Origin of the sequence: Pseudomonas sp. 9.2(2024) (genome assembly GCF_039695385.1) — a bacterium.
GTDB classification, from domain to species: domain Bacteria; phylum Pseudomonadota; class Gammaproteobacteria; order Pseudomonadales; family Pseudomonadaceae; genus Aquipseudomonas; species Aquipseudomonas paraglycinae.
Genome location: NZ_CP155585.1, coordinates 5,861,078 through 5,882,594, shown reverse-complemented (window position 1 = coordinate 5,882,594; position 21,517 = coordinate 5,861,078). Strand labels below are relative to the sequence as shown.

The 21,517-nt window shown below is 60.0% G+C and carries 19 protein-coding genes; 5 read left to right on the top strand and 14 right to left on the bottom strand.

Features of this window, described 5'->3' with window-relative positions:
* Positions 1-42: 42 nt before the first annotated feature.
* Both dnaG and rpsU read right to left on the bottom strand, forming a co-directional pair.
* On the bottom strand, positions 43-2,010 hold the full coding sequence (gene dnaG, locus ABFB52_RS26670; RefSeq protein ID WP_085746595.1) for a DNA primase: 1,968 nt from the start codon (positions 2,008-2,010) through the stop codon (positions 43-45).
* Positions 2,011-2,490: 480 nt separating this feature from the next.
* A complete protein-coding gene (gene rpsU / locus ABFB52_RS26665; protein ID WP_002551877.1) occupies positions 2,491-2,706 on the bottom strand; it encodes a 30S ribosomal protein S21 in 216 nt (71 codons plus the stop codon).
* Positions 2,707-2,905: 199 nt separating this feature from the next.
* On the opposite strand from rpsU, the gene tsaD reads away from it, so the two are divergent.
* Positions 2,906-3,931: a tRNA (adenosine(37)-N6)-threonylcarbamoyltransferase complex transferase subunit TsaD gene (gene tsaD, locus ABFB52_RS26660; RefSeq protein ID WP_129972179.1), complete on the top strand. Its 1,026-nt coding sequence runs from the start codon at positions 2,906-2,908 to the stop codon at positions 3,929-3,931.
* A gap of 23 nt (positions 3,932-3,954) precedes the next feature.
* On the opposite strand, the gene plsY is transcribed toward tsaD, so the two are convergent.
* Complete coding sequence (plsY, locus tag ABFB52_RS26655) at positions 3,955-4,524, bottom strand: glycerol-3-phosphate 1-O-acyltransferase PlsY (RefSeq protein ID WP_007959895.1); 570 nt, start codon at positions 4,522-4,524, stop codon at positions 3,955-3,957.
* 74 nt (positions 4,525-4,598) lie between these two features.
* Between plsY and folB the strand changes: the two genes are divergently transcribed.
* Both folB and folK read left to right on the top strand, forming a co-directional pair.
* Positions 4,599-4,955 carry a dihydroneopterin aldolase gene (folB, locus tag ABFB52_RS26650; protein ID WP_085697719.1) on the top strand — a complete coding sequence of 119 codons (357 nt, stop codon included), beginning with the start codon at positions 4,599-4,601 and terminating at the stop codon, positions 4,953-4,955.
* Positions 4,946-5,464, top strand: coding sequence for a 2-amino-4-hydroxy-6-hydroxymethyldihydropteridine diphosphokinase (gene folK / locus ABFB52_RS26645; protein WP_102718003.1), 519 nt, complete (start codon positions 4,946-4,948; stop codon positions 5,462-5,464). Before folB ends, folK begins: the two co-directional genes overlap by 10 nt.
* 38 nt (positions 5,465-5,502) lie before the next feature.
* Here folK and ABFB52_RS26640 read toward each other — a convergent pair whose 3' ends face one another.
* The 11 genes from ABFB52_RS26640 to ABFB52_RS26590 form a co-directional block, all read right to left on the bottom strand.
* Entirely contained in the window at positions 5,503-6,732 is a 1,230-nt protein-coding gene (locus tag ABFB52_RS26640; protein ID WP_129972178.1) for a multifunctional CCA addition/repair protein, read from the bottom strand.
* 63 nt (positions 6,733-6,795) lie between these two features.
* Positions 6,796-8,367 carry a SpoVR family protein gene (locus ABFB52_RS26635; RefSeq protein WP_011336213.1) on the bottom strand — a complete coding sequence of 524 codons (1,572 nt, stop codon included), beginning with the start codon at positions 8,365-8,367 and terminating at the stop codon, positions 6,796-6,798.
* Entirely contained in the window at positions 8,364-9,635 is a 1,272-nt protein-coding gene (locus ABFB52_RS26630; protein ID WP_007959907.1) for a YeaH/YhbH family protein, read from the bottom strand. The genes ABFB52_RS26635 and ABFB52_RS26630 overlap by 4 nt, the downstream gene beginning before the upstream one ends.
* 205 nt (positions 9,636-9,840) lie before the next feature.
* Positions 9,841-11,763 (bottom strand): PrkA family serine protein kinase, encoded by a 1,923-nt coding sequence (locus tag ABFB52_RS26625; RefSeq protein ID WP_007959909.1) that lies wholly within the window; start codon positions 11,761-11,763, stop codon positions 9,841-9,843.
* Between the two features lie 297 nt (positions 11,764-12,060).
* Positions 12,061-12,390: a thiosulfate sulfurtransferase GlpE gene (gene glpE / locus ABFB52_RS26620; protein ID WP_085746591.1), complete on the bottom strand. Its 330-nt coding sequence runs from the start codon at positions 12,388-12,390 to the stop codon at positions 12,061-12,063.
* Positions 12,391-12,423: 33 nt separating this feature from the next.
* Positions 12,424-13,305: a symmetrical bis(5'-nucleosyl)-tetraphosphatase gene (locus tag ABFB52_RS26615; RefSeq protein ID WP_102718001.1), complete on the bottom strand. Its 882-nt coding sequence runs from the start codon at positions 13,303-13,305 to the stop codon at positions 12,424-12,426.
* Positions 13,305-13,685 (bottom strand): Co2+/Mg2+ efflux protein ApaG, encoded by a 381-nt coding sequence (gene apaG, locus ABFB52_RS26610; RefSeq protein WP_064380341.1) that lies wholly within the window; start codon positions 13,683-13,685, stop codon positions 13,305-13,307. The genes ABFB52_RS26615 and apaG overlap by 1 nt, the downstream gene beginning before the upstream one ends.
* A gap of 116 nt (positions 13,686-13,801) precedes the next feature.
* Positions 13,802-14,620 (bottom strand): 16S rRNA (adenine(1518)-N(6)/adenine(1519)-N(6))-dimethyltransferase RsmA, encoded by an 819-nt coding sequence (gene rsmA / locus ABFB52_RS26605; protein ID WP_085746589.1) that lies wholly within the window; start codon positions 14,618-14,620, stop codon positions 13,802-13,804.
* Positions 14,617-15,606 carry a 4-hydroxythreonine-4-phosphate dehydrogenase PdxA gene (gene pdxA, locus ABFB52_RS26600; RefSeq protein ID WP_129972177.1) on the bottom strand — a complete coding sequence of 330 codons (990 nt, stop codon included), beginning with the start codon at positions 15,604-15,606 and terminating at the stop codon, positions 14,617-14,619. Before pdxA ends, rsmA begins: the two co-directional genes overlap by 4 nt.
* The gene (surA, locus tag ABFB52_RS26595; protein WP_139832903.1) at positions 15,603-16,919 is read right to left on the bottom strand and encodes a peptidylprolyl isomerase SurA; all 1,317 of its coding nucleotides are present in this window, start codon (positions 16,917-16,919) and stop codon (positions 15,603-15,605) included. Before surA ends, pdxA begins: the two co-directional genes overlap by 4 nt.
* Positions 16,900-19,698 (bottom strand): LPS-assembly protein LptD, encoded by a 2,799-nt coding sequence (locus ABFB52_RS26590; RefSeq protein ID WP_102685685.1) that lies wholly within the window; start codon positions 19,696-19,698, stop codon positions 16,900-16,902. Before ABFB52_RS26590 ends, surA begins: the two co-directional genes overlap by 20 nt.
* Before the next feature lie 130 nt (positions 19,699-19,828).
* Between ABFB52_RS26590 and ABFB52_RS26585 the strand changes: the two genes are divergently transcribed.
* Positions 19,829-20,848 carry a phosphotransferase gene (locus tag ABFB52_RS26585; RefSeq protein WP_129972176.1) on the top strand — a complete coding sequence of 340 codons (1,020 nt, stop codon included), beginning with the start codon at positions 19,829-19,831 and terminating at the stop codon, positions 20,846-20,848.
* Positions 20,845-21,516: an N-acetylmuramate alpha-1-phosphate uridylyltransferase MurU gene (gene murU, locus ABFB52_RS26580; RefSeq protein WP_129972175.1), complete on the top strand. Its 672-nt coding sequence runs from the start codon at positions 20,845-20,847 to the stop codon at positions 21,514-21,516. Before ABFB52_RS26585 ends, murU begins: the two co-directional genes overlap by 4 nt.
* Position 21,517: the final 1 nt, after the last annotated feature.

The following is a 21,517-nucleotide window of genomic DNA, read 5'->3' as shown; positions in this document are numbered from 1 at the left end:
GCGGGCAAAAAACAAGCCGAGGATTATACCTGAGCTATGACCTCACGCGCCAGTTGAGGTCGGGTTTGATGCGGAAACATTGCGACTTAAAAGGTCGCGCAGTTGATTTTTCTCTTCGGCGCTCAGTTCGCTTTGACGCGCTTTCCTGAGCAGTTGTTCCAGATTTCGCTCGCGTTGGCGGGCTGACAAGCTAGTAATGGTGTCGAAAAACTGTTGTTCAAGGTTGTCTCCGTCAATCAGCCATTCCTTTTCCGCCAGCGCCTTGAGCAGGCGACCCTGTTCGGTTCCGTGCCATCGCGCGATCAACTGAAATGAGTTTAGCTTGGGATTCTTCTGCACGGCTTCGAGCAGTGCCACCAGCAGCTGTGCGTTGGTCTGGTTCTCGTCCGCGAAGTGCCCGGCGTCCTCGACCTTTTCCGCCAGTTGCGGGTGATGCAGCAAGGTTCTCAGAGCGGCCAGGGTCGGAGGTTCGACGGCGGCCGGCACGCGTGGGGCACGCGGCTGATCGCGATCACCGCCACGCTTGCCATTTTTGTCCCACGGTTTCTTGTCCCATTTCTTGCCGCCGGCGCCGGTTTTTTTCGGCGTCCATTCCTGCTGCGGCACATACATGTCCTGTGCCTGCGGCTGATGGTAGTCGCTGTAGTCCGGCATGGCGTCGTAATCGATGCCCGGGTCATAGGCCGGCGGTGCTTCCTGAGGAGCGCTCTGGGCCAGCTGGCTGACGCTTTCGCTGCTCAGACCGGTGATCTCGGTCAGGCGCTGGCGCATCAGGATGCGCAGATTGGCGCCTGGGACCTTGTCGATCAATGGTGCTGCGAGGGTGGCCATGTGGGCCTTGCCCTCCAGCGAACGCGGGTCGGCTTCTTCGGTCAGTTGCTGGAAGAAGTAGTCCGCCAGCGGCTGTGCGTGCTGATTGATCCGGGCGCGGAAGGCGTCTGTGCCTTCGGCGCGAATCAACGTATCCGGGTCTTCGCCTTCAGGCAGAAACAGAAAGCGTGCACGGCGCCCGTCCTGCAGGCAGGGCAGTGTGGCTTCGAGTGCGCGCCAGGCGGCATTGCGGCCAGCCTGGTCGCCGTCAAAGCAAAACAGTACGTTCGGCACTACGCGAAACAGACGCTTGAGGTGTTCTTCGCTGGTGGCGGTGCCGAGTGTCGCGACGGCATTGCGCAGGCCTTGCTGGGCTAGAGCGATGACATCCATATAGCCCTCGACGACGATGATTTCGTCGAGGTTGCGATTGTTCTTGCGGGCTTCGTACAGGCCGTAGAGTTCCTGGCCTTTATGGAAGACCGGGGTTTCCGGCGAGTTCAGGTACTTTGGCTTGTCGTCGCCGAGCACTCGACCGCCGAAAGCAATGATCCGTCCACGGGTGTCGCGGATCGGGAACATCACGCGATCGCGGAAGCGGTCATAGCGTTTACCGGTTTCGGCGTTCTCGATCAGCAGGCCGGCGTCGATCATGGCTTTCTGCTGCAAGGTGTCGCTGCTCAAGTGTTTGAACAGGTTGTCCCAGCCCGGCGGTGCGAATCCGAGACCGAAGTCCCGGGCGATTTCGCCGGTCAGGCCACGACCCTTGAGGTAATCCACTGCTGCCTTGCGTGCCGGGTGGCTCTTGAGCGCCTGCCGATAAAAGTCGGCAGCGGCGGTGAGCAGCGGGTACAGCGGTGAATCGGTCGGCTGGCGCGGCTTGTTCGAGCGGCCGCCTTCTTCTCGCGGCACTTCCATGCCGGCGGCCTTGGCCAGATCTTCGACGGCCTGGGGGAAGTCCAGATTGTCGTGATCCATGAGAAAGCCGAGGGCGTTGCCGCCGGCGCCGCAGCCGAAGCAGTAATAGAACTGCTTGTCGGGGCTGACGCTGAATGACGGGGTCTTCTCTTTATGGAACGGGCAGCAGGCGGTGTAGTTTTTACCGGCCTTCTTCAATTGCACGCGCGAGCTGACCACGTCGACGATGTCGGTGCGGTTCAGAAGGTCGTCAATGAAGCTCTGGGGAATCAGCCCGGCCATGGCGTTCTCGTCTGCGCTGTAATGGATCCGATGCGAAAGTCTGCCGGACGCGGGTCATTGAGTGATGCGCGCACGTGGTGCGGCTCGACCGGTGTCGTTTGCGTAATCGCTGTCGGGAAGTGTATCTGCCGAAAATCCACTGACGTTAGTACTCATCAGTCTTCGACTATTCGAAAATGTTGCGCTGAATCCGCTGACGGCCTGTAATCGGCCTCGGATAGCTCATGAAGCGGGCACGCAAGCAGGTGCCTTGGGCTGATCGTCGTAAGAGGAATCAGTGGGTGTGCTCGTCAGTAGCCTTGAAAGGCTCGTCAGAAAAGACGTGCACCGCTGGCAAAAGAGCCAGGCCTGACGCGGTGAAGCGGGTTTGTCTCGGTCGCATCTGCGGCTTCGACGGTGAAGCATCAAGCGTTTTACGCAAATGCCATTAGCCCGGCTGAGGGCCGGGCTTGGCAGAAGCTTGCTACGATCGTCTGTGTATTAGTACAGACGAACGGCGCGGCGCTGTTCGCGCTGAACTTTCTTGGCGTGACGCTTAACAGCAGCAGCTGCCTTGCGCTTACGCTCAGAAGTTGGCTTCTCGTAAAATTCGCGGCTACGAACTTCAGCCAGTACACCGGCTTTTTCGCAGGAGCGCTTGAAACGACGCAGAGCTACGTCGAAGGGTTCGTTCTCTTTAACTTTGACGGCTGGCATCCAGAGCTACCTTCATTCATTACCGGGGTCAACATCCTCGCGGCAAAAGAGCACTTGAAGACGTCGGTTTTTAAGGGTTGCGGATGTTAACCCCTCATCGCTCGGAATGCAAAGCCTCTGATCGAAAACCGCTGGTCGGGGCATCACGCGGCGACTATTATGCGCGCCTTCGAATTCAGCCTAAACAAGGCGCAAACCCATGCTAGTACTGGGATTAGAAACTTCCTGCGACGAAACCGGCGTCGCTTTATACGACAGTGAGCGCGGCCTGCAGGCCGACGCGTTGTTCAGTCAGGTCGACCTGCACCGCGTCTATGGCGGCGTGGTACCGGAGCTGGCCTCGCGCGATCACGTCAAGCGCATGCTGCCTTTGATCCGTCAGGTGCTGGCCGAAGCCGGCTGCGTGCCGACCGAGATCGACGCCATCGCCTACACCGCGGGTCCCGGCCTGGTCGGGGCGCTGCTGGTGGGGGCCTCATGCGCCCAGGCGCTGGCGTTTGCCTGGGGCATCCCGGCGCTCGGCGTGCATCACATGGAAGGCCACTTGCTGGCGCCGATGCTGGAGCCAAAACCGCCGGAATTCCCGTTCGTCGCTTTGTTGGTCTCTGGTGGTCATACGCAGCTGGTTCAGGTCGATGGCATCGGCCAATACAGCCTGCTCGGTGAAACGCTGGACGATGCCGCGGGCGAAGCTTTCGACAAGACTGCAAAAATGATGGGCCTGAATTATCCGGGCGGACCGGAAATCGCCAAGCTGGCAGAGAAGGGTGTCGCAGGACGTTTCACCTTCCCGCGTCCGATGTGTGATCGCCCGGGTCTGGATTTCAGCTTCAGCGGCCTGAAGACCTTCGCCCTCAACACCTGGCAGCAATGCGTCAGCGCCGGGGACGACAGCGAGCAAGCCCGTTGCGACATCGCGCTGGCGTTCCAGCAGGCCGTGGTGGAGACTTTGACCATCAAGTGCAAGCGTGCCCTGAAGCAGGCCGGCATGAAGCGTCTGGTGATCGCCGGAGGCGTCAGTGCCAACAGGGCGCTGCGTGTTTCGCTGGAGAAGATGCTCGGCGACATGAAGGGCGATGTGTTCTATGCCCGTCCCGAGTTTTGCACCGATAACGGCGCAATGATTGCGTTTGCCGGCTGCCAGCGTTTGCAGGCCGGCCAGCAGGAAAGCCTGGCGATCAGCGTGCAGGCGCGCTGGCCGATGGAGCAATTGTCAGCGCTGTGATAAGCAGCGCTCACATGCGGTATTTAAAAATGCCGTTCGCGCCCGGCGAACAGGTCGCGTAGATTGCCCCGATGGCGCCAGACGATCAGCAGTGTCAGCGTGCTCATCGGCAACAGCGCCGCCGGTTCCTGCCAGGCCAGCAACGGCAGTGTCAGGGGTGTAGCGATCAACGCCGCCAGCGAGCTGGTGCGGGTCAGGTAGAACGTCAGCAACCAGGCGCACACGGCCAGCAGCGCGGCGGGTGGATACAGGCCCAGCAGCATGCCGGCCGCCGTGGCAACACCCTTGCCACCGCGAAAGCGGAAGTACAACGGGAACAGGTGACCGATCACGGCGCAGACGCCGATCCACGCCTGATCCTGCAGCGAAAGGCCCATTGCCGAAGCGATCAGCACCGGCAGCAGGCCTTTGCACAGATCACCCAGCAGGGTCAGGATCGCGAGTTTGCGTCCGGCCAGGCGCAGCATGTTGGTGGCGCCGGCATTACCCGAGCCACTCATTCGCGGATCCGGATTTCCGGTCAGGCGGCTGAGCAAAATGGCGAAGGACAGAGAGCCGAGCAGGTAGGCGAGGATCGCCAGTAACCAAAACATGCTAACTATTCCGGGCGAGGACGCCCTGATTCTAACGGCGCATTGCGCCCTTGTCGTGCAGCGGAGAAAAGTGCTTGGACAGAGTGTTTATCGAGGGCCTGGAAGTCGACACCGTGATCGGTGCCTACGACTGGGAGCGCGGCATCCGACAGTGCCTGCGTCTTGATTTGAGCTTCGCCTGGGACAATCGCCCGGCCGCCGCCGGTGACGACCTGACCCTGGCGCTCGATTACGCCAGTGTGTCCACACGGATCCAGGCCTTTGCCGAGCAATCCCGGTATCAACTGGTCGAGACCTTCGCCGAGCGTCTGGTTGAAGTGCTGATGAATGAATTCAAGATCACCTGGGTGCGCCTGAAACTGACCAAGCCAGGTGCCGTGCCGGCCGCCAAGGGTGGTGTGGGTGTGGAGATCGAGCGCGGATGCCGCTGACCCAGGTCTATCTCGGGCTCGGTAGCAATATCGAGCGCGAAACCCATTTGCAGGCCGGTCTGGATGCCTTGTCCACGTTTCTGGTGGATATACGCTGTTCGCCTGTGTTCGAAAGCCAGCCGGTGGGAATCAAGAGCGGGCCGTTCTTCAACTTCGTGGTGTCGGCGTTCACCGATCTGCCGTTGATCGAGCTGGATCGCCGTTTGAAGTTCATTGAAGCGGACAACGGTCGTTATGCGCCGGATCGCAAGGGCTTGCCGCTGGATATCGACGTGTTGCTGTACGGCGATCTGGCCGGCAATTTCGACGGGCTGATCCTGCCTCGTGCGGAAATCCTGAAAAATGCTTTTGTGCTGTGGCCGCTGTCGCTGATTGCGCCGGATCGGGTGCATCCCGGTGCAGGAAAAAGCTTTGCCGCATTGTGGGCCGAGGCGCAGATCGATCAGGTGCTGGCGCCGGTCGGATTTGAATGGCGCGGTATTCAGCTCACGCCTTCAGATCTGTCTTGAATGGTTTGATCCGCCCTCGTGAGGGCGGATCGGGTGTTTCAGGACGCCGCCGATTCCTTGTAAGCCTTCAACGCCTTGAGCCGTTCGCGCTTGAGTGCCTCGCCCAGTTCCGGGCCTTTGAATCCCTTTTCCAGCAACGGCTGCACCGCCACGCCGCGTGCCACATTGGCCGCGCCGCGCAGGTAATCCGCCTGTGGATAACTGCGTTGTTCGAGCCCTTTGCGGCCTCGGGCATCCATCTCGCACGCGACGATGAACTCTTCGAAACGCTGTGGCCGACGGTAAACGTCAAAGCTTTGCAGCAACTCGAGCAAGGTCGAAGCCTTCAGCTCCAGGGCGCGATGCCCGTGGGTGTGATATTGGCCGACCAGCAAGGCCAGTTCCTGACAGTCCTTCGGTGCCTTGAAGCGCTCGTTGACGGCTTTGATCAACTTCAGGCCTTTGTGCTCATGGGCGATGTGTCGTGGCCATTCCTCCTCTGGAGTAAGGCCTTTGCCGAGGTCGTGCAGCAGGCAGGCCCAGCGCACGGTCAACGGCTGCTTGTGCAGGGCTGACTGCTCAAGCACGCTCAGGGTGTGGATGCCGCTGTCGATTTCCGGGTGATGGGCTTCCGGTTGCGGCACGCCGAACAAGGCATCGACCTCTGGCATCAGCACCTTCAAGGCGCCGCAATCGCGCAGCACCTGAATGAAAACCTGGGGCTGATCTTCCATCAGTGCGCGGGAAATCTCTTTCCAACTGCGTTCGGCCGTAAGGGCTTCCAGCTCACCCGATTCGCTGAGCTGACGCATCAGCTCCAATGTCTCGGGCGCCACCTTGAAACCAAGCTCCGCGTAGCGGGCAGCAAAGCGCGCAACGCGCAGAACCCTGAGCGGATCTTCGGCAAACGCGGGGGAAACGTGACGCAGAATCCGTTCTTCGAGATCGCGCTGGCCGTGGTAGGGGTCGGTCAGATTTTGCTGATCATCCTCAGCCATGGCGTTGATCGTAAGGTCACGGCGGATCAGGTCTTCTTCAAGTGTGACCTCGGGGCTGGCGTGAAAGGTGAAACCACCATAACCGCGACCGCTCTTGCGCTCGGTGCGGGCGAGGGCGTACTCCTCGCCGCTTTTCGGGTGAAGAAAAACCGGGAAGTCCGCGCCGACCGGGCGAAACCCCTTGGCGAGCATTTCTTCTGTGGTCGCGCCGACCACCACCCAATCGATATCGGTGACCGGGTTGCCCAGCAGGCGATCACGTACCGCACCGCCGACCTTGTAAATCTGCATAAAAAACCTCCGTTGGCCCGACAGGATAACTCTTGCGCCGGACTTTCGGAGGCCTGAACGGGATCAAAGATGAATGACGGCCAGGTCGAGTCGACCGTAATCCCCCTCGCTGTGTTCGCTACGAGGCGGAACGTGATGGGTCTTCATGATCTGGTCGCCTTGCAGGGTTTCCAAATGAATGTCGAAGCCCCACAACCGGTGCAGGTGTTTCAGGACCTCCTCGGTGGAATCGCCCAGCGGTTTGCGGTCGTGTTGCTGGTGGCGAAGAGTCAGCGAGCGGTCGCCGCGGCGGTCGATGCTGTAGATCTGCACGTTCGGTTCGCGATTGCCGAGGTTGTATTGCGCTGCGAGCGTTTCGCGAATGATCCTGTAGCCGCCCTCGTCATGGATCGCAGGCACCAGCAGATCGTCCTTCTGGTCGTCATCGAGAATGCTGAACAGTTTCAGGTCGCGGATCACCTTGGGTGACAGGTACTGCAGGATGAAGCTCTCATCCTTGAAGCTGCTCATGGCGAACTTGATGGTCGACAGCCAGTCGCTGCCGGCGATTTCCGGGAACCAGCGGCGGTCTTCTTCCGTAGGCTCTTCGCACATGCGACGGATGTCGCGATACATCGCAAAGCCCAGTGCGTATGGGTTGATGCCGTTGTAATAAGGGCTGTCGAACCCCGGCTGGAACACCACGCTGGTGTGGGACGTCAGGAACTCCATCATGAAGCCGTCGGTCACCAGGCCTTCGTCGTACAGGTCGTTCATCAGCGTGTAGTGCCAGAACGTCGCCCAGCCTTCGTTCATCACCTGGGTCTGGCGCTGTGGATAGAAATACTGGGCGATCTTGCGCACGATCCGCACGATCTCGCGCTGCCAAGGCTCCAGCAATGGCGCGTGCTTCTCGATGAAATACAGGATGTTTTCCTGTGGCTCGGCCGGAAAGCGTGCGTTGTCCTTGTCGCTGTACTTGTCTGCGCCTTTGGGAATGGTGCGCCACAGGTCGTTGATCTGCTTCTGCAGGTGTTCTTCGCGATCCTTCTGCCGACGCCGCTCTTCCTCGGCGGAAATCGGGTACGGACGTTTGTAGCGGTCGACACCGTAGTTCATCAGGGCGTGGCAGGAATCGAGCAGATCCTCTACGGCATCAATCCCGTGGCGCTCCTCGCACTGCATGATGTACTGCTTGGCGAACACCAGGTAATCGATGATCGAACTGGCGTCGGTCCAGGTGCGGAACAGATAGTTGCCCTTGAAGAAACTGTTGTGGCCGTAGCAGGCATGCGCAACCACCAGTGCCTGCATGCAGATGGTGTTTTCTTCCATCAGGTACGCGATGCACGGGTCCGAGTTGATCACGATCTCGTACGCCAGCCCCATCTGCCCGCGGCTGTAGGATTTCTCAGTGCTGAGGAAGTGCTTGCCGTAGGACCAATGGTGATAGCCCAGCGGCATGCCAACCGAAGCGTAGGCGTCCATCATCTGCTCGGCGGTAATCACTTCGATCTGGTTGGGGTAGGTATCCAAAGCATAACGGGCCGCGATACGGGCGATTTCACGGTCGTACGTCTGGATCAGCTCGAAAGTCCATTCCGAGCCTGTGGAAATGGGTTGGCGCTTCTGCTCTTTGGCGGTCTTGGCGGTCATGTCACTAACCTGCGCTGGAAGAGTTCACGGAAGACCGGATAGATATCCCCGGCCGAGACCAGTTGCTGCTGGGCAAAAGTGTCGGAAAAGGCTTCGGCGATGCGTTCGTACTCGTACCACAAGGCCTGATGTTCGCGCGGGGTGATCTCCACGTAAGTGTAGTACTGCACAAAAGGCATGATCTGGTTGATCAGGATGTCGCGGCAGATCGGCGAGTCGTCGTTCCAGTTGTCGCCGTCGGAAGCCTGCGCGGCGTAGATGTTCCATTCATTGCTCGGATAGCGCTCGGCCATGATCTCCTGCATCAGTTTCAGGGCGCTGGAAACGATGGTGCCGCCGGTTTCGCGGGAATAGAAAAACTCCTCTTCGTCCACTTCACGGGCGCTGGTGTGGTGGCGGATGAACACCACGTCGATCTTGTCGTAGTTCCGCTTGAGGAACAGGTACAACAGGATGAAAAACCGCTTGGCGATGTCCTTGGTCGCCTGGGTCATGGAGCCGGAGACGTCCATCAGGCAGAACATCACGGCCTTCGAGCTGGGGTTTGGCTGCTTGATCAGCAGGTTGTACTTGAGGTCGAAAGTATCGAGGAACGGCACCCGATGTATACGCGCACTTAGTTTCTCGATTTCCGCCTCGAGATCCTGAATGTCGCCGAAGTTGTCGGGTTCTTCGCGTTTGAGTCGCGCCAGTTCCTCTTTGACCTCGCGCAGTTTGGCGCGGCTGCTGCCCGAGAGCGCAATGCGCCGGGCGTGGGCCGAACGCAGGGTACGGATGATGTTGATCCGCGACGGGTTGCCCTCGTTGCTGATCCCCGCACGTACGGTCTTGAAGGTGTCGGTGCCGGTCAGGTTGCGCTTGACCAGGTTGGGCAGTTCGAGGTCCTCGAACATGAATTCGAGGAATTCTTCCTGGGTGATCTGGAAGACGAACTCGTCCATGCCTTCGCCGGAGTTGCCGGCCTTGCCCGGCCCTCGGCCTCCGCCGCCTCCCGGCGGACGGGCGATGTGTTCGCCAGCGGTGAATTCCTTGTTGCCGGGGTGAACCACGGTCTGCTTGCCGCCGCGACCATGGTGAAGCACCGGTTCGTCGATATCGCGACCGGGAATGCTGATCTGCTCGCCGTGTTCCATATCGGTGATGGAACGCCGGCTGACCGCCTCTTCGACAGCCTTCTTGATGTGGTCACGGTAACGCCGCAGGAAGCGCTGACGGTTCACCGTGCTCTTGTTCTTGCCATTGAGACGTCGGTCGATCACATAGCTCATGACTGCTCCTTAGAAGCTGTCCTGCAAAGGGGCGAGCGGTCATGCAGCATTGAACCGAATGCCAAGGGACGTACACGCTCCCCCAAGCGCTTTGGGTGCTGCCTGAACCTCGCTACCGCCTTTCGAACACCTTCCAGAGGCCTGTGTAGCAGAAAATGCAGGCACAGGCCTCGGGCTGACGACAACCGGTCTGACCGGCCGCGGTTTACTGTGATTTTCTGACCCGCAGGTACCACTCGGAGAGCAGTCGTACCTGTTTGTCGGTGTAGCCGCGTTCGACCATTCGTGTAACGAAGTCGTTGTGCTTCTGTTGATCCTCTTTGCTGGCCTTGGCGTTGAAGCTGATGACTGGCAGCAGGTCTTCGGTGTTCGAGAACATTTTCTTCTCGATGACCACCCGCAGTTTTTCGTAGCTGAGCCAGGTCGGGTTCTTGCCGTTGTTGTTGGCCCGGGCGCGCAGCACGAAGTTGACGATTTCGTTTCGGAAATCCTTCGGATTGCTGATGCCGGCCGGTTTCTCGATTTTTTCCAGCTCCTCGTTGAGGGCGACGCGGTTGAGGATCTCGCCGGTTTCCGGATCGCGGTATTCCTGATCCTGAATCCAGAAGTCCGCATACAGCACGTAGCGGTCGAAGATGTTCTGGCCGTACTCGCTGTAAGACTCGAGGTAGGCGGTCTGGATCTCCTTGCCGATGAATTCGATATAACGCGGTGCCAGGTACTCTTTCAGGTAGCGCAGATAGCGTTCCCGGGTCTCGGCCTGGAACTGTTCCTGTTCGATCTGCTGTTCCAGCACGTAGAGCAGGTGTACCGGGTTGGCGGCGATTTCATGGGGATCGAAGTTGAAGACCTTGGACAGGATCTTGAACGCGAACCGGGTCGACAGACCGTTCATGCCTTCGTCGACGCCCGCTGCATCGCGGTATTCCTGGATCGACTTGGCCTTCGGATCGGTGTCCTTGAGGTTTTCGCCGTCATACACCCGCATCTTGGAGTAGATGTTGGAGTTTTCAGGCTCCTTCAGGCGGGACAGCACGGTGAACTGCGCCAGCATCTTCAGGGTGTCCGGCGCGCAATGCGCCTTGGCCAGGGAGCTGTTGAACAGCAGCTTGTCGTAGATCTTCACCTCGTCACTGACGCGCAGGCAGTACGGCACCTTGACGATGTAGATCCGGTCGATGAAGGCTTCGTTGTTCTTGTTGTTGCGGAAGGTGTGCCACTCCGATTCGTTGGAGTGGGCGAGCAGGATCCCGGTGAACGGAATCGCGCCAAGGCCTTCGGTACTGTTGTAGTTGCCTTCCTGAGTGGCGGTCAGCAATGGGTGGAGCACCTTGATCGGTGCCTTGAACATCTCGACGAATTCCATCAGGCCCTGGTTGGCCCGGCACAGCGCACCGGAGTAGCTGTAGGCGTCGGCGTCGTTCTGCGGGAATTCTTCGAGTTTGCGGATATCGACCTTGCCCACCAGCGCGGAGATGTCCTGGTTGTTTTCGTCACCCGGTTCGGTCTTGGCCACGGCGATCTGGTTGAGGATCGACGGGTACAGTTTGACCACACGGAACTGGCTGATGTCGCCGCCGAATTCGGCCAGGCGCTTGGTGGCCCATGGCGACATGATGGTGTTCAGGTAGCGCCGTGGAATGCCGAAGTCTTCTTCGAGGATCGCGCCATCTTCGGTGGCGTTGAACAGACCCAGTGGCGATTCGAATACCGGCGAGCCCTTGATCGCATAGAAGGGCACTTTTTCGATGAGCTGTTTCAGCTTCTCGGCCAGGGACGACTTGCCGCCGCCGACAGGGCCGAGCAGATAGAGGATCTGTTTCTTCTCTTCCAGGCCCTGAGCGGCATGACGGAAATACGACACGATCTGGTCGATGCATTCTTCCATCCCGTGGAAGTCTTCAAAGGCCGGATAGCGACGGATCACCTTGTTGGAAAAGATGCGCGACAGTCTCGAGTTGGTCGAGGTGTCGAGCAGTTCCGGTTCGCCGATGGCCAGCAATAGACGCTCGGCGGCGGAAACGTAGGCACTGCGATCCTTTTTGCACAGTTCCAGGTACTCCTGCAGGGAGAATTCTTCCTGGCGTGTGGACTCGAAGCGTTGTTGGAAGTGGCTAAAGATACTCATGACGTCACCTCGCTCGATACGTGGAGCCGACGCCGGATCACTCAGTCGATGCTGGCAAGCAGCTGCGATGGCAGCTGTTGTTTACCCCCCAGAACACTTTCGCGATCGACAATCGCGAAAGTCACTCCCGATGACCCGTGCGCCGGTGTACCGGCTCTCCCCTGTTTTGGATGGCCTGGGCTTAAGGATAGTTGGGAATTCGGGAGGTAAAGGCGAGATACGTAATTAGTTGTGGCAGACCGTTCGTCTGCCACCGCGCAAGCCCGCGGGAGCCGGGGCCTGCACGTTACAAAAAAATTATTCGGAGGTGCCTTGCGCGGTTTCCGCAGGAAAAGTCGTACGCCACAGTTCGAAGCCGCCGTCCATGCTGTAGACGTCGGAGAAGCCCTGGCTCACGAGGTACGCCGCAGCACCCTGGCTCGAGTTGCCGTGGTAGCAGACCACGACGGTGGGTGCATCGAGGTCGGCGCCCTGGATGAAAGCATGGAGGGAATGATTATCCAGATGCTTCGAGCCGCTGATGTGCAGTGCGGCAAATGTTGCCGGGTCACGGACGTCGACGACCACAGCACCTTGCTCGCGCAGGGCCTGGGCCTGTTCCGGGGGGATACGTTTGAATTCGCTCATGGCGGGCTCCTGTGGCTCGGCTGAAAACGCAGTCTAGCGCGGGGCGCTGACGGGAGAAGATTCGGTGATCAGTGGCGCGACGCTGGGCAGTACGGCCCCATGCTCGTCGCATTTGCATGACAGGCGTTCGCCGCTGTCGACGTTCATCAGGGTCAGGCTGCCGCCCCATACGCAACCGGTGTCGAGGGCCGAGATGCCGGGCTCGTGAACGTTGCCTTCCAGTGCCGCCCAGTGACCGAAAATGATCCGCAGACCACGGGTCTTGCGTTCCTTGTGCTGGAACCAGGGCTTGTAGCCCGGCGGCGCGGTGTCGAGGCCTTCCTTGCTCTTGAGGTCGAGCTTGCCTTCGGCGGTGCAGAAACGCATGCGGGTGAAGTAATTGGTGATGACTCGCAGGCGTGTCACGCCTTTGAGGTCGCTGTCCCATTTCGCCGGCTCGTTACCGTACATGCCGTCGAGAAAGGGTGGAAGCAGGTTGTCGTCACGCAGCGCGGTCTCGACTTCTTCAGCGTACTTGAGCGCCTTGCGCAGCGACCATTGCGGCGGGATACCCGCGTGCACCATGGCCACTTCGCGTTGTTCGTCGTAGTGCATGAGTTTCTGCTGGCGCAACCATTCCATCAGTTCGGCGCAGTCCGGCGCTTCAAGGATTTCACGCAGCGTGTCGGACTTCTTCATGCGCTCGATGTTCTTCGCCGCTGCCAGCAAGTGCAGGTCGTGATTACCGAGTACGCAGACCAGCGAGTCGCGCATGCCATAAAGGAAGCGCAGGGTTTCCAGCGATTGGGGGCCTCGGTTGACCAGATCACCCACCAGCCACAGGCGATCCAGAGCCGGGTCGAACGCCACCTGCTTGAGCAGGCATTTGAGCGGTTCGAGGCAGCCTTGCAGGTCGCCGACGGCATAGGTCGCCATCAGTGCAGGGCTCCGGGAACGGCGAGGCGGAAGGGCTTGATGATCGCATCGAAATGCTTGCCGTCGTCGGCGACCATTTCGTAAGTGCCCTGCATGGTACCGACCTTGGTGGTCATCACCGTGCCACTGCTGTAGGTGTGGCTTTTACCGGCGCCGATCAACGGTTGCTGGCCGACCACGCCGGCGCCGCGCACTTCTTCGACATGCCCGTCGCCATCGGTTATCACCCAGTGGCGCGACATCAGGCGGGCCGGTTGCTCGCCATTGTTCTGCACGGTGATGGTGTAGGCGAAGGCAAAGCGCTCGTGCTCGGGTTGCGATTGGTCTGCCAGATAGTGGGTAACGACACTGACATCGACCTGGTAGCGAGGATCGGACATGCAAAAGGCCTTAAAAACGAAGCGGGACGCGGGGCGTAGCTGATTGGGATTCAGTCTAGGCAAGTATCGGGCAGTAGACCAGAGTTGGCGTCCCGCCCGATAGCGATCATTGCCGGTCAGTCGGCTTCAGGTGCTTTCGCCGGCTGTTCGGCGAGCTTGTCGGCCAGACGTACGAACGCGGCCAGATCGAGTTGCTCGGGGCGCAGGCTGCCATCGACTCCGGCGGCTTCGATTTCGGCATTGCTCAGCAACTGCTTGAGGGTGTTGCGCAGGGTCTTGCGGCGCTGGTTGAAGGCTTCACGCACCACACGCTCGAGCAGGCGATGATCCTTGGCCGGATGCGGCAGCACCGCGTGCGGTACCAAGCGGACAATTGCCGAGTCGACTTTCGGTGGCGGATTGAATGCGCCCGGGCCGACGTTGAACAGGTGTTCGACCCGGCAGTGGTACTGAACCATGATCGACAATCGACCCCAGTCACCGCCACCCGGACCTGCGGCCAGACGCTCGACCACTTCCTTCTGCAGCATGAAGTGCATGTCGCGGATGATGCCGGCGTTGTTCAGCAGGTGGAAAATCAGCGGCGTGGAGATGTTGTATGGCAGGTTGCCGACCACGCGCAGGCTGTTCGGCGCAGCGTTCAGGCTGTTGAAATCGAACTTCAGCGCATCGCCCTGATGCAGGTTGAAATTGCTCTTGTTGGCAAACTGCTGGTTGAGGATCGGGATCAGGTCCTTGTCCAGCTCCACCACGTCCAGCTGTGCGCCGGAATTGAGGATGCCGGCGGTCAATGCGCCTTGGCCAGGCCCGATTTCCAGCATGCGGTCGCCGGCCTTGGCACTGATGGAGCGCAGGATGCGGTCGATGACGCCGGCATCGTGCAGGAAGTTCTGGCCAAAGCGTTTGCGCGCCTTGTGTTGGTATTGCTCGGTCATAAACGGGTCTCGGCCATCTGGTAGGCGGTTTCCAGGGCGACTTTCAGGCTGCCGGTGTCGATCTTGCCGCTGCCGGCCAGATCCAGGGCGGTGCCATGGTCGACCGACGTGCGGATGATCGGCAGGCCCAGGGTCACGTTGACCGCGGCGCCGAAGCCTTTGTATTTCAGTACGGGCAGGCCCTGGTCGTGGTACATCGCCAGCACTGCATCGCAGTGCTCCAGATATTTGGGGGTAAACAGAGTGTCGGCAGGCAGCGGGCCACGAAGGTCCATGCCCTCGCCGCGCAGGCGCTCCAATGTGGGTTCGATGATGTCGATTTCTTCATGGCCCAGGTGTCCGCCTTCACCGGCGTGCGGGTTGAGCCCGCAGACCAGGATACGCGGTTGGGCGATGCCGAATTTTTGTTGCAGATCGGTGTGCAGAATCCGCGTGACCCGCTCCAGCCGCTCGGGCGTGATCGCATCGGCGATGTCGCGCAAGGGCAAGTGAGTGGTGACCAGCGCCACGCGCAAACCGCGGGTGGCGAGCATCATCACCACCTGGGCGGTGTGAGTCAGGTCGGCGAGAAATTCGGTGTGACCGGAAAACGCGATGCCCGATTCGTTAATCACGCCCTTGTGCACCGGGGCGGTGATCATCCCGGCGAAATCGCCGTTCAGGCAGCCAGTGCCGGCGCGGGTCAGGGTTTCGAGGACGAATGCGGCGTTGGCCTTGTCCAGTTGCCCGGCGACCACGGGGGCGCTGAGCGGGGTGTCCCAGACGTACAGGCTGTTGGCGGGCGCCGGTGCGTCCGGCCAGTGGTCATGCGCCACTTCCAGCAAGCTGACGGCCAGCCCCAGCTGCGCGGCCCGCTCTTGGAGCAGGTCGCGGCTGGTGATGGCAATCAGGGGATGTGGCTGGGCTTGCGAGGCGAGCAGCAGGCACAGGTCGGGACCGATGCCGGCCGGTTCGCCGGGTGTCAGCGCGAAACGCTTGGGTTTCACTGCGCTGCCTGGTCTGCACCAGGGAGTTTGATCTCTACGTACGCTTCGTCACGGATCTGACGCAGCCAGGTTTGCAGCTCTTCGTCGTATTTGCGGTTACGCAGTACGGTCATCGCTTGCTGCTCACGGGCCTGTTCGGTGCTATCGGTGGCGCGACGGCCAAGGACTTCCAGAACGTGCCAGCCGTACTGGGTCTGGAACGGCTTGGACAGCTGACCCTGCGGGGACTTGGCCATCACGGCGCGGAATTCCGGTACCAGTGCGTTCGGGTCGATCCAGTTCAGGTCGCCGCCGTTGAGCGCAGAGCCCGGGTCTTCCGAATACTTCTTGGCCAGTTCGGCGAAATCTTCACCGGCTTCGATGCGGTTGTAGAGCGACTGAGCCAGTTCCTTGGTCTTGGCTTCGTCGCGAACCGGACTTGGCTTGACCAGGATGTGGCGCACATGCACTTCGTCGCGCATCTGGCTCTCGCCACCACGTTTTTCCAGCAGCTTCAGGATGATGAAACCACCCGGAGTGCGTGCCGGTTGAGTGATTTCGCCAGTCGCCATGCGGCTCAGTTCACGGTCGAACGGCGGTGGCAGTTGAGCGGCTTTACGCCAGCCCATATCGCCGCCTTCCAGCGCGTTGTCACTGGCAGAGTTGGCTACGGCCATCTGGCCGAAGTCGGCGCCTTGCTTGAGCTGCTGGTAAACCTCCATCGCCTTGCGAGCGGCACTCTGAATCGCTTCGGAGTTGGCGCTTTCCGGGGTCGGGATCAGGATGTTGGCCAGATGCAGCTCTTCGGACAGTTGCATCTTGCCCAGGTCGGAGGCAAGGAAGTTCTTCACCTCCTGTTCCGAGACCTGGATGCGTTCGGCCACGCGGCGCTGGCGTACACGGCTGATGATCATTTCGCGGCGGATCTGCTCGCGAGCGTCTTCATAGGAGAGGCCGTCACGGGACAGGGCAATGCGGAACTGCTCCGGGGTCATGTTGTTGCGCTGGGCAATGGTGCCCACAGCCTGGTTCAGTTCCTCATCGGTGATGCGGATACCGGAACGCTCGCCGATCTGCAGTTGCAGGTTTTCGACGATCAGGCGCTCGAGCACCTGTTGGTCCAGCACGCCCGGAGGTGGTAAACCGCCGCCACGCTTGGCGATGGTTTGCTGAACTTCGTGGACGCGTTGATCCAGCTGGCTCTGCATGACTACGTCGTTGTCGACGATGGCCACCACTTTATCGATGGACTGCACCGCGGCGTTGGCCGCGGTACCCAGGAACAGCGCGCCCAGCATCAGCGGGCGCAGACAATCAGAAAGCTTGGTCTTCACGTTGACGATAACCTTGGATGCCTTTGTCGAGGAAGCTCTCTACCTTGGCGCCGGTGAGGCCGCCGAGTCCCTTCAGAACAATTTGGAGGAAGACGCCGTGGTCGCCTTTTTCGTTTTGCGGAGCTTCCTGACTGAATTCGTCGTAGGAAACCCAGTAACGGTTGATCAGGCGCAGTTTCCAGCAGCAGTTGTCGTACTCGAAACCACCGAAGGCTTCCAGTGTACGGTTGCGGTTGTAGTCGTACTGCCAGCGGCTGATGGCGCTCCATTGTGGAACGATTGGCCAGATGACCGAGAAGTCATGCTGCTGGATCTTGTAGTAGTCCTTCACGTAGCCAGGTTGACCCGGCGTGCCGTAGTCACCGCCGCCCACCGACCACTTGCCGGTGTTCTGGTCGTAACGAACCTGGTCGTTGCGATAGCGGTAGCCGACGTTGACCACCTTGTTCGGGTTGTCTTCAGGCTGGTAATGGAACATCGCGCTGCCGGAACGCGGGCTGTGGCTGTCCGGATCCCAGTTGTAGTCGGCAGTGGTGCGCCAGTCGCGGTTCCAGCGGTATTCGTATTCCAGTGCATAAGGCGAAACACTGGACTTGGCGTCGTCGCGATCGTTGAACGCGATACCCGGAAGTTGAACCTTGCGATCCTTGAAGTACAGCGCCTGGCCGACACTGATGCGTTGACGTTCGAAGCCGTCGTCTTCGATCCAGCGACTGGTCACGCCCAGCGACAGCTTGTTCTCGTCGCCGACACGGTCGGAGCCGGAGAAGCGGTTGTCACGGAACAGCGACGCGTAGTTGAAGGTGTACTCGCTGGTGTCGAATACCGGAATGTCTTCCTGGTCCACCTCGGGTACATAGAGGTAGAACAAGCGCGGTTCCAGGGTCTGACGATAGTTCTTGCCAAAGAAGGATGTGTTGCGGTCGAAGTACAGGCCACCGTCAATGCTGGCGATAGGTACGCCGCGGTTCTGATTGCTGTCGAACTTGCCGAACAGTTTCTGGTTCTCCGGCGACAACGCGGCGATATCCGACTTGCCTTTGCTGTCCAGATCCAGTTGATACTGCGTGTACTGGTACTTCAACGATGGTTTCAGGAAACCATAGGTCCAGTTCATTGGCAGGCTGACGCCTGGTTTCAGATTCAGACGGTCGCCATTGGCGCGAGCGAGGCCGAACACGTTGTTGTCGAGGCGAGGCTCGGTTGTGCCGTCTTCGTTCGTGAAATCGCCATTTTTCAGATCGCGATCGAAACGAACGATCTCGGTCTCGTAATCGAAATCCAGTCCTTCCGGATGATACGGCAGCTGGCCATTGAAGGTGATTTGCGGCAGGCGGTCATACGGTGTGATGTTCGATACGGTTGCCAGCTGATACGCCTGGGCATTCAAACGGGCGGTGTAGCTGTCGCCACGATAGGTGACCGAGCCCTGCTGGTTCACGTAGTCGGCACTTTTCACGCCGATCTGGTCGGTCTGCAGATCCTGGAAGTAATAAGGATCGCTGATCTTGGTGTAGTCCACTTGGGTGAGCACGCGGGAGTCGAGACCACCCTTGTGCTGCCAGTTGTACATGTAGCGAGTCTTGTCGTAGTCGGTCTGGCCCTTGCGCTCGTCGTCCTCGTCGTTGAGATACGCTGCGCCGAACTGACCTTCGCTCGACTTGGTCAGGTAACGGAATTCGCCTTCCATCAACATGCCGCGCTTGCTCATGTAGCGCGGATACAACGTGGCATCGTAGTTCGGTGCCAGGTTGAAGTAGTACGGGGTCACCAGCATGAAGCCGGTGTCGCTGCCGGTGCCGATGGTCGGCGGCAGGAAACCCGACTGACGACGATCGTCGATCGGGAAGTAGATGTACGGCGTGTACAGGACAGGAATGTCCTTGACCCGCAGCGTCACGTTGGTCGCGGTACCGAAGCCGGTAGCAGGGTTCAGGGTGATGTTGTTGCCCTTGAGCTGCCAGGCGTTGCTGTTCGGTTCGCACGTGGTGTATGTGCCGTCCTTCAGACGGATGATCGCGTTTTCGGCACGCTTGGCGTACAGCGCGTTACCGCGGATGCGCGACTTGTGCATGACGTATTCGGCGTTGTCGACCTTGGCTTCACCGGTGTCCAGCTGCACATCGGCGTGGTCGCCGACGATCAGTGCACCGTTGTCGCGAATGCGCACGTTGCCCGCCAGTTCGCCACGGCTTTCGGCCTGATACAGGTTGGCCTCGTCGGCTTCGACCTGCATGCTGCCCTGACGCATGACCACGTCACCGGCGAGACTCGCGACCTGCGAATCCTGCTGGTAACGCGACGCTTTGGCGCCGATGAAGGTCGGGGCGTCACTTTTATTCGTCTTGTCATTCATGCCAGGACGAATCGGTTCGATATAGGAACCAGAGCAGTAAGGACCGGTCTCGGCCAGCTGGGCGGCGGTGAGCTTCTCGCGCGGAACCCAGTCGAGGTGACTGTAGTCTTCGCTACGGGATTTCAGGCCACGGCCCTTGGACTCGGTAACCAGTACCGGCTTGGGCCCGGACTCCGCAGTGGAGCCGCTCTCGGCCGGGGCTTCGCCAGCGGCACTGACGGCACTGCCGTCATGCACGGGACGCGGCGGCAAGGTAGCGGCCGGCGTCTTCGGCGAGCAGGCCCAGCCTCCCGTTGCCGAGACGGCGCAGTCATACTGCTCGGCGGCAACAACGAATGAACTGGCCAGAGGTTGCATAGCCAGCAGACTGCCGGTTACCAACAACGGAAATTTTTTACGAAACGCGGGGGATTTCAATGCCATCTTATTAGTCCGGGCTTCCTGCGTGCCATCTGCCCGCGGTGTGGGCCGCACGCCTCTCGATGGTCTGAAAAAGATGCTGGATAATAAAGCATGACCCGCTTGACGGCTAGCGCCGTCGGAGACCCTTGCAATGCCTGATCAAGATGTACGCTTGCAACACCTGAAAGTTTGGCTCGATGAACAGTTGACAACCCTTTTTGCAGATCAGGGCTGGGGAGCCGTACCCCCGGCCACGTTGACCGCGGCCAGCAGCGACGCGAGTTTCCGTCGGTATTTCCGTTGGGAAGGCGCGGGTCGCAGCTTCGTCGTGATGGACGCGCCGCCACCTCAGGAAAACTGCAAACCGTTCGTGGATATCGCCTTTTTGCTCGCGAAATCCGGCATCAACGTGCCGAAAATTTATGCAGAAGACCTCGAACGCGGGTTTCTTTTGCTCAATGACCTGGGCAACAAGACCTATCTGGACGTGATCGACAGCGAAAATGCCGACGCGTTATTCAGCGATGCCCTGCAAGCACTGCTGGCTTTTCAGCAGCTGCCGATGGTGGCGCCGCTGCCGAGCTATGACGTCGCGTTGTTGCGCCGCGAGCTGGAACTGTTTCCCGAGTGGTACGTGAAACGCGAGTTGGGCGTCGAGTTCGATGCAACCCAACAGCAGCAGTGGCAAAAGGTCAGCGATCTGCTGATCGACAGCGCCCTGGCCCAACCGAAGGTCTTGGTGCACCGCGACTACATGCCACGCAACCTGATGCTCAGCGAGCCAAATCCCGGCGTGCTGGATTTTCAGGACGCCGTGTACGGCCCGGTGACCTACGACGTGACTTGCCTGTTCAAGGACGCCTTCCTCAGCTGGCCTGAAGAGCGTGTGCGCGGCTGGCTGGAAAGCTACTGGCAGCAGGCGTCGGCGCTTAACATCCCGGTGCAGCCGGACTTCGAAGAGTTCCTGCGCGCCAGCGACCTGATGGGCGTGCAGCGCCATCTGAAAGTCATCGGCATCTTCGCCCGCATCTGCCATCGCGATGGCAAGCCGCGTTACCTCGGCGATGTGCCGCGTTTCTTCTCCTATATAGAAGCGGTCATCGCGCGCCGTCCCGAGCTGGCGGATCTGCAGGCACTGCTGGTCAGCCTGCGTGGTGGAGTGACGGCATGAAGGCAATGATTCTGGCGGCGGGCAAAGGCGAGCGCATGCGCCCGCTGACCCTGACCACCCCCAAACCGCTGGTGCGAGCCGGCGGTGTGCCGCTGATTGAATACCACCTGCGTGCCCTGGCCGCGGCCGGCTTCAATGAGATCGTGATCAATCACGCCTGGCTCGGACAGCAGATCGAAGATCATCTGGGCAATGGTTCGCAATTCGGCGTGTCGATCCAGTATTCGCCGGAGGGCGAGCCACTGGAAACCGGCGGCGGAATTTTCCGCGCCTTGCCGCTGTTGGGCGACGACGCGTTTCTGGTAGTCAACGGTGACATCTGGACCGATTACGACTTCAGCGTGCTGCATCAGCCGATCACCGGCCTGGCGCATCTGGTGTTGGCGGACAACCCGGCCCATCACCCGACAGGCGACTTCACCCTGACCGACGGCCAGGTGCGTGATGGCCAGGCCGATGCGGCGACCCTGACCTACAGCGGCATCGCCGTACTGCACCCGCAGTTGTTCGACGGCTGCAGCGACGGCGCTTTCAAACTGGCGCCGCTGTTGCGTAAAGCCATGGCGGACGGGCAGGTAACCGGCGAGCGGTTGAAAGGTCACTGGGTCGATGTCGGCACGCACGAGCGTCTGGCCGAAGCCGAAGCCTTGATAGAAGCGAGTCGCTGAT